The organism is Daejeonella sp., assembly GCF_049655485.1.
In the GTDB taxonomy this organism is placed as follows: Bacteria; Bacteroidota; Bacteroidia; order Sphingobacteriales; family Sphingobacteriaceae; genus Daejeonella.
In genome coordinates this window covers 1-12,989 of the sequence record NZ_JBASJU010000012.1, presented here as the reverse complement: position 1 = coordinate 12,989, position 12,989 = coordinate 1, and the positions used below count along the sequence as shown (strand labels likewise).

10 protein-coding genes are annotated in these 12,989 nt (G+C 42.5%); 3 read left to right on the top strand and 7 right to left on the bottom strand.

Translation table 11 applies throughout. The features are described 5' to 3' along the window. Window positions 1-330: 330 nt before the first annotated feature. On the bottom strand, window positions 331-1,107 hold the full coding sequence (locus WBJ10_RS00615; protein ID WP_424287601.1) for an XRE family transcriptional regulator: 777 nt from the start codon (window positions 1,105-1,107) through the stop codon (window positions 331-333). Window positions 1,108-1,232: 125 nt separating this feature from the next. Here WBJ10_RS00615 and WBJ10_RS00610 point away from each other — a divergent pair, with 125 nt between their 5' ends. Next, window positions 1,233-1,577, top strand: coding sequence for a GIY-YIG nuclease family protein (locus WBJ10_RS00610; RefSeq protein WP_424287599.1), 345 nt, complete (start codon window positions 1,233-1,235; stop codon window positions 1,575-1,577). Here WBJ10_RS00610 and msrB read toward each other — a convergent pair whose 3' ends face one another. The 3 genes from msrB to WBJ10_RS00595 form a co-directional block, all read right to left on the bottom strand. After that, the gene (msrB, locus tag WBJ10_RS00605) at window positions 1,578-2,072 is read right to left on the bottom strand and encodes a peptide-methionine (R)-S-oxide reductase MsrB (RefSeq protein WP_424287597.1); all 495 of its coding nucleotides are present in this window, start codon (window positions 2,070-2,072) and stop codon (window positions 1,578-1,580) included. A gap of 204 nt (window positions 2,073-2,276) precedes the next feature. Further along, entirely contained in the window at window positions 2,277-5,402 is a 3,126-nt protein-coding gene (locus tag WBJ10_RS00600; protein WP_424287595.1) for a tolB protein precursor, read from the bottom strand. An 84-nt stretch (window positions 5,403-5,486) separates the two neighbouring features. Further along, window positions 5,487-7,952: a transglycosylase domain-containing protein gene (locus WBJ10_RS00595; RefSeq protein WP_424287593.1), complete on the bottom strand. Its 2,466-nt coding sequence runs from the start codon at window positions 7,950-7,952 to the stop codon at window positions 5,487-5,489. A 121-nt stretch (window positions 7,953-8,073) separates the two neighbouring features. Between WBJ10_RS00595 and WBJ10_RS00590 the strand changes: the two genes are divergently transcribed. After that, window positions 8,074-8,958, top strand: coding sequence for a polyphosphate kinase 2 family protein (locus tag WBJ10_RS00590; RefSeq protein WP_424287591.1), 885 nt, complete (start codon window positions 8,074-8,076; stop codon window positions 8,956-8,958). A gap of 63 nt (window positions 8,959-9,021) precedes the next feature. Here the strand turns inward: WBJ10_RS00590 and WBJ10_RS00585 are convergent, their stop codons facing one another. Both WBJ10_RS00585 and WBJ10_RS00580 read right to left on the bottom strand, forming a co-directional pair. Then, entirely contained in the window at window positions 9,022-9,798 is a 777-nt protein-coding gene (locus WBJ10_RS00585) for an amidohydrolase (RefSeq protein WP_424287589.1), read from the bottom strand. 39 nt (window positions 9,799-9,837) lie between these two features. Further along, window positions 9,838-10,980: a methionine aminotransferase gene (locus WBJ10_RS00580; protein ID WP_424287587.1), complete on the bottom strand. Its 1,143-nt coding sequence runs from the start codon at window positions 10,978-10,980 to the stop codon at window positions 9,838-9,840. Between the two features lie 463 nt (window positions 10,981-11,443). On the opposite strand from WBJ10_RS00580, the gene WBJ10_RS00575 reads away from it, so the two are divergent. Then, entirely contained in the window at window positions 11,444-12,214 is a 771-nt protein-coding gene (locus WBJ10_RS00575; protein ID WP_424287585.1) for a queuosine precursor transporter, read from the top strand. On the opposite strand, the gene WBJ10_RS00570 is transcribed toward WBJ10_RS00575, so the two are convergent. Further along, the coding region (locus WBJ10_RS00570; protein ID WP_424287583.1) for an FKBP-type peptidyl-prolyl cis-trans isomerase at window positions 12,215-12,989 on the bottom strand (775 nt) is incomplete at its 5' end. It abuts the gene before it with no gap.

Sequence of the window (12,989 nt, the reverse complement as noted above, 5' to 3'; positions counted from 1 at the left end):
ATTCATTGATCGCCTTCAAGTTTTTTTTGTAAAAATAAGAAAAGCGGCCTGAAAGGCCGCTTTAAAATCATAGAAGAGATACTTATTTCATCCTGTTTCGCTGACCCTGTTGATTACGACGCGCCTTCATTCTGTCCCGGGATTGATTTTTCATTTCCTCATAGGATTTTTGCTGCTCATTAGTTAGGATTTTATTCAGTTTTTTTCTGATTCTTCTTTCAAAGACTTTTGTTTTTCCATCTGATCTTTACGGAACTCCCGTTCAGACTTCACGGTTTTATCCATTTGTATGGCACGCTCCAGGTGTAAAGCATATACTTTTGCTTTCTGTTAATTCTTGTCCCTATCCAGTTTAGAAATAGATTTTTGCATTTGAGTAACCATGCTCGTCAGTGTTTCTAATGTAGGCTCAGGTGTTGGTTCAGGAAAATGTGTACTGATGAATGCCTTTGCCTGCCATATTTCCAGTACGTCTTCTCCCGGTATTGAATAGGGTTCGTAAACCGGATTGTCGGATATGAGTTTAAGAAGTTTGTTTTCCTTGAAACGATTGCCAACTCGCTTGTATACTATACCGTCTTCTTTACTAATAACCACATAGGTCTCACCAGGCTTAAGTTCGTTCCAGTTGCTTAGATATTCACCGATAACGATAGTGCCTGATTGAAGAGGTAACATAGAATCACCTTTAATTTCGAATGCCCGATAGGTACCCTGACGAAACATAGGTAAATGAAATTTAGGAAGTTCGCTGATGTACTCTGGGTCGCCATATCCGTTTAAATAACCCGCACTTGCTTTTACTGGCACTAATTCAATATTTTCCCTGTCCTGGCTATCTACAGAAATGCTTAATACCCGAATGTTTGCAGGATCCCCTTTTGGTTTTGGTTTCCATTTATCATCAATCCTGTCATTGATCAGTTCATCCATCGTGAGTTCATAGAATTCAGCGAATTTCTTTAGCAATTCGTATTTGGGCTCCGCACGATCTTCCTCATAAGCTCCGACAAGGGAACGCTTAATATCCAGGGTGTCTGCGAATTGCTGTTGAGTAAGCCCTTTTTTCTTTCTGAGGTACTTAAGATTGGAAGAAATATTTGCCATTTGAAAATAAAATTTGGAAATACTAATATTGTTAGTAAATTTATGCTCATAAAATTAGCAATTAATTTCAGAACAAACAATTTAATTTAAAATATATGCCGTTCCAGAACCTAAGCTCAGCAAAGATGAAAAAGTACGTTTACTTAGTAACAGACCGCAACCGCAGCTGCCTCCATGTCGGCATGAGTACCGACCTGATGAAGACGATGAATTTTTACAGGCAAATGCCGAATTTGTTTTTTGATTCCGGGCAGCAATTAAACCGCCTGGTTTATTTCGAAGAGTTAAATTCTGAGAATAGTGCGATGCAGCGATTTAACCTGATTAGTAAATATACGCGCATACAGAAAGACAGAATGATCAGGTTAGTGAATCCTGACTGGATAGATCTTACCCTGGGACTAGATTTTGAAAGGATGTTAATGTCCGGAATACAGCCTGTGAATGCTATGACCAGAAACCTTTCTTAATTATTTCCTGATGAATTTAAAAGCAGCAGAATTCATACAGTATCTTTTTCCCCCTTTATTTTTTGGGCCGTCGTTGAAAACGTGTCCCAGGTGAAGGCCAGTCTTAGCTTCTACAACTTCCTGCCGTACCATCCCATGACTTCGGTCGGTTACAATAGCAATAGCACCCGATTTGATAGGTTTTGTGAAACTTGGCCAACCTGTACCCGACTCGAACTTGTCTTCTGAGCTAAACAAAGGCTCGCCAGTGGCTGCACTCACATATACGCCATCTTCATGATTGTCGTGATAGGCATTTCTGAACGGTGATTCCGTTCCCCCTTTTACCATAACCTGGAAAGCAATAGGGCTTAGGATCCTCTTCCATTCGTTTTCTGTCTTTTGAACAGGATACGATCTTGCAGGTTTGCCTCCCCGGTCTTTGTTTTGGGTTTGTGCCTGTAAAGAGCATGCGAGGATAACCGTGGCTAGTAAAAGAAAGCGCAAATAGTTCATAAGCTAATGGGTATTTATATCTTAATTTACGAAAGTTACTGCGGTTTAGTTTTGATCTGATTCGATATGCAATAAATATTAATAATCAGGCCCGGGACTGAGAACACCGAAATGGATATTCCTTATTGCTCGTGCAGATTAAAATAGAATTTAAACATAAAAAGCGGTCCGGGGACCGCTTCCTAAGTATAAAATAATCTTTCATTACCAGCCTGGTGCGAAAACGAGACCAAAAACTCCCGCTTCTACGTCTTGTCTTTGGAACGGTATTGCGTAGTAAGGTTCAAGAACAAAGTATCCAAATACGTTTACCCTTAACGAAACACCGACACTCATTGCGGGAACACGTTCGAGGTAGGCTCCGGAACCCGTGTTAATAACTTGTGGCTGGTTGCGAAATGCAACTTTGGAATTATTATCATAGGCCAAACCCATATCAAAAAACATATTCAGGTCAGAGAAAAGGAATTTAGACTCAATTTGTGCTAATTTTTCAGGTCCGGTAAAGGGTAATCGAACTTCAAAGTTGGCTACCGCAATTCGGGAACCTACCAGTTGATTGATATCAAATCCACCTGCGGTAGCAGCCCCGTTCCTGTAGAACGAGTTAGCTTCATAACCTCTAATAAATGGGCCCATACCTGCGTACATTTGAAACAGTCTGTTTTCATCCCGGCCAAATCTGGAATAACTGTAAACACGCGCTGCGAGAGTTATTGGTTTCATCCGAACGTACTTTCTGGCGTCAGCGGTTAGCGCGCCTAATTTGAAGTCGCCCATGTAATTTTCGATACCGAATCGGTAACGAAATCCATCCAGTGGAGAAGTTACACCTGAGAAAGAGTTGTCGCCCACGAACGCAGCATTTAGAGTCACCGTGGTAAACGGATCAAATGGCGCATTATAAGTCTGTTCGGCGTCTTCATTCGATAATTTGGCCCTGTCCTGTCCGACAGGGAAAAATCCATTCGGATCATAGTAATTGCTGTAACGGTCTATCCGGTAGCTGTAGCGGGAAACCCCGGAACCCGCTTCAAATCTATGGATTTTTGAAAACGGATATGAAGCGAATGCTTGAAACTGGTCCTCAAAAGTCCGGATGATGTCGAATCTTTCATTAAATACCCTTCCGTACCCTTCCAGATCTTCGAATCCCTGGCTAACTTGTCCGGAAACATAAGGAATATGGGAGGCTACCAAACCCCAATTAATTCTGCTTTCCTGGTTAATGTAGGCAACCTGGCCACCAAAATCATAAATCTCACCATTAACCGCTGCTGTCGCATAAATTTGGTTCCTTCCCAATATATCACTGAAAACCCCCTGGATACCACTCGACAAGCCCGCTCCGAAGCGGCCAACAGAACCGCCGACGCCGTTGCTTGATAAGTAATCTAGTTTGAATTTTGGTTTATATCCGATCGGCCTTATGGAGTCGGCAGGAATTTCCTCAAATCGCTCGAAATTATTGAGATTGGCATTAATAATATCTACCCCGACTGATTTCGCTGGTGGAAGCATCGCAGCGTCGAAATTCAAAGCGGTAGGGTCTACACGTTCTGGTTTAAAATCAGAAACTTTAGCGTTATAAATGGTGTACTTCTGCGCCCTGTAATAAGAATACAGGACATCGTCATTATTGGAAAGGCTTAGAGCGGGTGAATATTCTGTAATACCACTTATCCCCGTAAAATAATTGGTTAGTTGTTCAACTGTACCTCCAGCAAGAGTATAACGGTACATGTTTCTGAATCCATCTCTGTTGGAAAGGAAATAAATGCTTTTATTATCTGAAGAGTATTGCGGATTCAGGTTGTTGGCACCGACAAAAACCGGCAGGTCGGTAACAGTTTTGGTCGCAATATCCAACACTGCCAAACCCATTGTAATATCTACAGATACAGACGACCCGTCGAACGACTTACGGTCAGTGCTGAATACCATAGATTTGCCATCTTTTGAATAACTCGGGTGATATTCCGAGTATTTATCATTGGTTAACTGCGTGATCAGATTCGTATTCAGATTGAATTGGTAGAGATCACTCTGGCCTTCTTTAAGGCCTGAAAATGCCACATCCGCACCATTAGGTGACCAAGTAATATTGCTGAACTCTTCCACGGACCCCATTGCATCAGTCGACACAGTATTGCCGCTAGCTATATCAACGATGATTAGTTTGGTCACTCCACCGCTAAAAGCACTAAAGGCAAATTTTCGGCTATCGGGCGACCAGGCACCTGCGGACTCAATGAAATTGAACTCGTCAATATGGGAGTTTTTCGCCTTACTGGTCAACTTTCGGACAATTTTTCCCGTTCGTGCGTCCGCCAGAAAGAGATCAATGCTTAAGAGATCCTTCTCTGATAAAAAGGCAACATAATTACCGTCTGGCGAAATTGCCGGAGCAACATTATAACTTTCACCCCCATTCTTCTCATTAATAAGTAATCTACCTACGGGTACCTGGGAAGTATCCTTCAAATAGGGTTTATAGGAGTTTTGAATACTCGTTTTCCAAAGACTTGATAATGTACGTTCGTCATATCCAAAGGTCCTTCTAATGGCCATTTCGTAACCATATTTAGCCGTTTCTTTAAATAGAGGAACAATAACGGTATCGCCATATGTCGAACCGATATAAGCCCAAAAGGCCTGGCCATATCGATACGGAAAATATTTGTTAGTTGTAGTAAGGTCTCTTAGGGTAGGTATGTCATTATTTAAAAAAGCATCACGCATCCACATGGCTGTGTATGCATCTTGCTTGCCTACAGAAAGATATTCTGCCATTCCCTCAACCATCCACAAGGGTAGATTGCCTATATTCTCGAGGTTTGTTGAGTCTCCTTCAATAAGTGAGTGATATTGAAATGCGTGCACAAGCTCATGCCCAAGAACGTGCCTGGTTTGGTGGTTGAGTATCGAGATGGGCATAATGACCCTGTTTTTCATCCCTTCTGTCACACCGCCAGTTCCAACTCCAATTTCACCTGAGAGGGCGGTGGTTTGCTGGAAATCCGGGTGGTTTGAGTAAAGAATAAAAGGGTTCTTTTTCGTGAACGTATCCCTGAATACTTGCTGATGCAAATCGTACCAAACTTCCGCCTCTTTAGCAAATCGCTTTACCAGGCTGTCATTTTTCAGATAGTAGTAAAGTTCGAAGTGAGGTGTTTCTAAAACCTTAAATTTCAGGTTTTTATACCTTACTTTATTCTGACCGAAGTACTGAGCCTGAACATCAGTGACAAGGCTACTTAAGATAAGCAGCACCAGGCATGAGACCAACCTGAACAACGGCTTATTATTGACATTCTTATTTTTTATCATCGTAAAAAGTCTTACCCTAAACTACGTAAAATTTATGATTTCGATTTTGTATAAACGAATTTCTAGTATAAGCAGATTCAAGGATTAATTGTTTTGTTTCGCTTTACTTTCACGACGTTCCTCGCGTATTTCCCGTCTGGTTTTATTTTCTTCAGGTTCAGGCTCTGTTTTTACAGGAACAGGTGGCCGATTTGCCGGTTGCTGGCCAGTTTTAGGCTCCGGCTCCTTTTGCGGAGTGGGGTTGACAGGCTGAGGTGATGGAGTAGCTGAGGTATCAAAGTTCACATCGGGAATATACAGTGAATCAACAAAGTTACTATCCACTTCATAGGAATCCTCTTCGTATCGCGGTGTCGGACATTGATACACACGTGTGATCTCTACAGTTGGTTTCGGGAAAGGCCCTAATGTGATACCCAGACTAGGATCTTTGTAAACTTTTTCCATGAACTTAGCAAAGATCGGGAGTGCCGTTCTTGAACCTTCACCAGTTTCTGAGGTCTTAAAGTGTACGCTGCGTTCATCAGCGCCCACCCAAACACCGGTTACGAGATCTTTCGTAACGCCCATGTACCAGCCGTCTACATAATCGGAAGAAGTTCCTGTTTTACCGCCAATCTGATTGTTTTTCTTGAACAAATCCCACTCCCATAGAGCTTGTGATGTTCCGCCATTTTCATCCATTCCGCCCCGAAGCATATAGAGCATCAGCCAGGCGATCTCTTCACTTAGAGTACGTTTTTGTTCTGATTTAAACTTCTCAATAACATTTCCATCCTGGTCTGTAATTTTCTCCACAAGAATTGGCTCAGACCTGACTCCTTTATTTAAAAAAGTTCCGTACGCACGTACCATCTCAAAAACGCTCACATCGTTAGGCCCGAGGCTAACTGAAGGGACCGCTTTCAGGTCGCTTTCAATGCCGCTTAAATGAGCATATTTAACTACGTTTTCTGCACCCACTTGCTCTGTGATTTGTGCGGTTATCGAGTTAACTGATTTGCCCATCGCAGCACGCAGCGACATTTCCCGCCCGGTGAAATTCCAGTCTGCATTTTTGGGTTCCCAATATTCCGTTTTTCCGCCATTTTCATAGGGAATGCTCACCGGCTTGTCTACTAGCTTATCACAAGGGTTCATCCCTGACTCTAATGCAGCGAGGTAGGCAAAGGGTTTAAAGGTAGAACCAGCCTGTCTTTTGGCCTGGTTTACGTGATCATACTTGAAATAATCGTGGTCGATTCCGCCGATCCATACTTTAATATGTCCGTTAAAAGGATCAAAAGTCATCATTCCTGTATTCAGGATTTTAGCATAATATTTAATGGAATCAATAGTAGAGAACATGACCTCTTTCTCGCCGCTCCAATTAAAAACCTTCATTTTTTTGGGAAGGTTAAGATAGTAGTCTATCGAATCCTGGTTGTTGTTATATTTCTTTTTTAAGGCATCGTAATAAGGAAGGCGCTGAGCTGCTTTTTCAGGAAAATCCAGGATTTCCTTACCATCCGAAGTACGCCATGGGTTTTCATTTCCCCAGACATTTTCCAGCCGCCTTTGCAGGAGTTTCATCTGACTGTTAACGGCTTCCTGCGCGTATTGCTGCATTTTTGAATCAATAGTCGTATAGATTTTTAGACCGTCGGTGTCCAGGTCGTATCCGTTATCCTCGCACCATTTTTCCAGGTAGCGGGCGACTGCAGAACGCAGATAGGAACCACCATCGCTGCCCTCATCCAGGCTGCCGAGATCTAATTTCAACGGTCGCTCGCTGTATTTTTTAAATTCTTCCGGTGTCAGGTAATCGTATTTTTCCATCTGCGACAGAACCACATTGCGGCGTTCGAGCGATTTTTCCGGGTTACGGATCGGATTATACGTAGTGGTAGCCTTGAGCATCCCAACAAGCATTGCCGCTTCTTCAACCTGAAGTTTGATTGCGTCTTTATCGAAATACCGTTTCGAAGCTGTTTTAATACCAAACGTATTACTTCCGAAAGGTACTGTATTCAGATAAAGCGTTAAGATTTCTTCCTTAGTGTAATGACTTTCCAGTTTATAGGCCGTCATCCATTCTTTGAATTTATATACTCCGGTCCGCACGAGAGGGATATATTTTACTGCGCCTTGTGATTTCCGGTTCCTGGTGCTGTACAGGTTTTTAGCCAGCTGCTGTGTAATGGTACTTGCACCACGCCTGTCGCCAGTGGCTGTAGAAATCATACTTGATATGAAGGACCTGAAGTCGACACCCCAATGATTAAAAAACCGGACATCTTCAGTTGCCACCAAGGCATCAATTACGGCCGGTGAAATGCTTTCATAATCAACTGGTGTCCTGTTTTCTTTATAATATTTACCTATCAGTTTACCATCAGAAGTATATACTTCAGATACAATGTTTAAGACGGGTGTTTTTATGTCCTTTATAGTAGGAGAGTAGCCAAATAACCACAAAAAGTTAATTTCCAGGGCACAGAAAAACAGGATTATAAAATATATAGTAATTACCAGATAGCGAAGGGGGGTATTCGTAATTCGTCTGAACATGAGGTAAAGATGAGGAAAACGTTATTAATAAGATGTAAAATTAGTGAATTTTAGATATTCGGGGATTTAACGGAATAAGGCGCTAAAAATTTTTAAATTGCCAATAAACAGCAGTTATACTATGGATAAGTTCATAAAGAAGTTTAAAGTTTGCAATAAGGAGAGTTTTAAGATTTCGGATCATGATCCGGCGTTTAGCGATACATATAAAAAGGACCAGTCCGTTGGTATCCTCCCTAAGCTTATTGATGAAATGGAACAGCTTCAGGCCCAATTGTATGCAGCAAATAAACATTCCCTACTCATTATATTTCAGGCAATGGATGCTGCAGGAAAGGATAGTGCGATTAAACATACCATGAGCGGATTGAATCCCCAGGGATGCCAGGTATTCAGTTTTAAACAGCCAAGTGCCGAAGACCTTGACCACGATTTTTTATGGCGACATTCAAAGTCATTGCCGGAACGCGGAAGGATAGGGATCCACAACCGCTCGCATTATGAAAATGTCCTTATTTGCAGAGTTCATCCTGAATTCGTCCTGAACGAAAGGCTTCCATCGATAAACTCTGTGGAAGATATCAACGATGATTTTTGGAAGCATCGATATGAAAGTATCCGGAATTTTGAAAAGCACATCCATGATAATGGCACTGTTATCATTAAATTCTTTCTAAATGTTTCCAAGGAAGAGCAGAAAAAGCGGTTTATGGAAAGGATTGAAGATCCTCTTAAACATTGGAAATTCTCATCGGCCGACATTGACGAAAGGCAAAAATGGAATAGCTACATGGAAGCCTATGAAAAGGCACTTGGTGAAACTTCAGCTGATCATGCCCCCTGGTATATTATCCCTGCTGATAAAAAATGGTTTACGAGGATTGCAGTAAGCAAAATCATAATTGATACGCTTAAGACCATGGAACTGGATCTTCCAAAAATTACACCTGAAGAAATAGCAAAACTTGATGAATGCAGGAAGAGGTTGAAGGAAGAGGGGAGTTAGGTAAAAGGTGAAAGGTAAAAGGTGAAAGGTGAAAGGTGAAAGGTGGAGTGGTTTTTCACCTTTTTAGATCAGCTTAAAGTCGTCTGCGTCTTTTAAGAAGGGGAAGGTAGCACGGGTGTTTACCACTTCGTCCCTATTGATGCTAAAGGTATACAGATCTTCGTCGTTGGGTTTGTAGTAAACCACTTTGCCATTAGGATCGATGCACATGGAATCTCCCGAATGGTAAACTTCTTTTCCGTCGTGGCCGACACGATTTACAGCAATTACATATGACTGATTCTCTACAGCACGGGCGGGAATTAAAGTACGCCAATGAAGTGACCGCTTTTCCGGCCAGTTAGCAACCACAAGCAGCATGTCGTAATTTTCTTCTTTATTTCGAAGCCAGACCGGGAAGCGAAGGTCATAACAGATAACCGGACAAATTTTCCATCCGTTTAGTTCAACTATTAGTTTTTTACCACCTGCAGTATAATGCTGATCTTCCTCACCTAAGCCAAAAAGGTGCCTTTTATCATAATACTCATAAGTCCCGTCGGGGCGCATCCAAATGAGGCGATTATAGTATTTATTTTTTTCATTTATTATAAGCGTGCCGGTTACCACACTCTTAAATTTCTTTGCCTGTTCAAGCATCCAGGCCATGGTACGCCCGCCCATTTCTTCCGCAAGAGCCTCGACATTCATAGAGAATCCGGTGTTAAACATCTCCGGCAGGATGATAAGGTCGGTTTTTTCCCGGATAGAAGATAACCTTAAACCAAGATTTTGGAGATTTTTGTCAATATTTTCCCAGAACAGGTAGGCCTGAAACGTCGTTACTTTAAGTGTATTCATTCGAGATCCTCATACGATTTACGGAGCAAAAAGTTGCTGTTATACTCCAGATAATCTATGAACGGCTTTTTCAAGAGTTTCTTGCCTTTTTGCAAAACAAAAACGAAGAACACGGTGATCTGTACCCTTACTATAAAATGCCGACACCGGTATACTGGCAACTCCAAATTCCTTAGTTAGCCTTTTTGCTATGTCGGTATCACTTTCATCGCTTATGCGGCTATACTGCACAGACTGAAAGTAAGAACCATTACAAGACAACAGGTCAAATTTGGTATTCAGCAACAAGGTAGAGAAAAACTCTTTCTTTTGCTGAAAGAAATGCTTCAATTCAAGATAATTTTTCGCATCACTGATGAAATCTGCTATGGCGTATTGAACAGGTGTATTTACGCTGAACACCTGGAACTGATGCACTTTTCGAAATTCTCTCATAAGCCATTCAGGCGCCAAACAGTAGCCCACTTTCCATCCCGTAGTATGCAGCAGCTTCCCAAACGATGCCGTAATGAAACTTCTTTCCTTTAATTCTGGATACCGACACACACTTAGATGCTCTTTCCCGTCGTATATAAGATGCTCATAAACCTCATCGCTAATAATAAGGATATTGGAATCATGCGTTAGCGCGATGAGTTCTTTCATATCATCATCCGTCAGGATAATTCCTGTTGGGTTGTTAGGCGAGTTAATGATGATCATCCTGGTTTTAGGATTTATCAGCTCTTTTACCTCCTGCCAATTTATCTTATAGACCGGCGGGCTCAGTTCTACCGCTTTCACTACGCCGCCGAGCAGGGTCACTGTAGGTGCGTAACAATCGTAGGCTGGTTCGAAAATGATTACTTCATCTCCGGTTTGGATAATGCAGGCCATTGCAGTAAACAAAGCTTGCGTCCCTCCGGCGGTAATGGTGATTTCCGTGTCGGGATGATAGGCAGACTTGTGAAGCAAATCCTGCTTGTAGGCGATGATCTCGCGTAAAGCCATTAATCCCGCCATTGGGGCGTACTGATTGTGACCCTCAAGCATATACTTATTTACAAGACTGATCAGGTCGGGCGAAACATCGTAATCCGGGAATCCCTGGGAAAGGTTAATGGCATTGTATTGATTGGCTAATTGGGACATAACGGTGAAGATGGTGGTCCCGGTGTTTGGAAGCTTGGAATTAAGATGCATAAGTGGGAGCTAAAATAAGGATTAGGATTGAGGAATAGGTCCCTCCCTGCGGTCGGGATGACGCTAGTGGTGTTTTAGGAAAAAGTGGGGGTTCAAGTGAGGTTCCTCCATGCGTTCGGGATGACGATGGTGGGGTTTTAGGAAAAAGTGGGGGTTAATGTGAGGTCCCTCCCTAGGGTCGGGATGACGTGACACGTTTGTGTATAGGGAAGGGGATTTCTCCTCGCGCTTACGGCGTGAGTAAAAGAGTAAATATGTATTTGCTCGTCCGAAATCTCCACTTATCTAAGCCAGTGCCATCGTCATCCCGACCGCAGGGAGGGACCCAAAGCAAACCCTCACATACCGGTTTCTTCAGGATTAAACATAAATCCAAATTCATACCACTAGATCTTGATTCCTGATACTTGATACTTGATACTTTTTCCCCTATTTTCATCTAAGCTAACATAAACCCCCCACCATGACCTTCAAAACCAAAGAGAGCCGACTCTTCCTCATCCTGGGATCTTTTTTGATCTCTAATGCCATTCTTGCGGAGTTTATCGGCGTAAAGATATTTACCGTGGAAGGTTCGCTGGGGCTGCCGAAGTTTGATATTAATATGTTTGGCGTGAAAGATTTGTCTTTTAATATGTCGGCGGGGGTGGTTACCTGGCCGCTTATCTTTATCATGACGGATATCATCAATGAATATTTCGGTGTGAAGCAGGTGAGGTTCCTTTCGATACTGGCTTCTATCCTGATTTGTTATGCTTTTGTGGTTGTCGGTTTTGCTATGGGTCTGGAACCTTCAGATTTCTGGATCAATCAGATGGTGGCCGGGGAAGTAGTAAATATGAATACGGCTTTTAATAGCATCTTCGGACAAGGGATGTGGATTATTGCCGGGTCTATCATCGCGTTCCTTGTCGGACAGATGGTTGATGTGGTGATATTTCAGAAGATCAAACGCAGCACGGGGGAAAAGTTCCTGTGGCTCCGCGCCACAGGGTCGACATTAGTTTCCCAATTCATCGATAGTTTTGTGGTGATATTTATTGCATTTTACATTAACCCGCTGTACGACTGGAGCTGGCAAATGGTTGCTGCTATTGGATTGGTAAACTACTCCTATAAGTTCCTGGTAGCGATACTGATGACACCACTTCTATACCTTATTCACGGCATTATTGACCGGTACCTTGGAACAGAACTGTCTAAGAAACTTGTGCTGCAGGCTTCCGAAAAATAACTATTTGGGCTGAACACTCATCAATTCAACCTCGAAGATCAGCGTACTATAAGGAGTAATATCCGGTCCAGCGCCTCTTTCGCCATAAGCTAATGGATAAGGGATAAAAAACCTGTATTTCGAACCTGCAGGCATTTGCTGTACACCTTCAGTCCAGCCCGGTATTACCTGATTTAACATAAAAGTGGCTGGCTCGCCGCGGTCGTATGAACTATCGAATTGCTTTCCATTCAATAAAGTGCCTTTGTAATGTACCGTAACTTCATCCACTGCTTTAGGCTTAAGGCCTGTTCCTTTAGTTAAGATCTCATACTGCAGGCCGCTGGGAAGTGTTACCACTCCAGCCTTCTTAGAATTCTCAGTTAAGAATTTCGTTCCCTCGGCAATGTTAACTGCAAACTTCTTTTTCTCGATGGAGCCAAGAAAGCCCATGATAGTCTCCTGGGATTTTTCCGGGCTGATCGCCAATGTGCTTCCTGCAAAAACATCGTTCATTGCTTTTGCCAGAACAGAATAGTTCAGACTCGTGACACCCCTGGCTTTCATATCTTTGGCGATACTCATCCCGAAAGAATAGCTGGCAGAATCAAGCTGGGTTTTAATGAGTGGAGCTACAGGTTTCGCCTGAGTTGTTGAAGCACTTACAGTTGGTTTTGGCTTAACAGCAGTACTTGGTTTTGCTGCTGCCGGTTTTGTTTGTGCCGAACTATATGTGTAGGTTGCCACCAGGGCAATAAGTACAAAAATCTTTTTCATGTGAATGGATAAATTATAA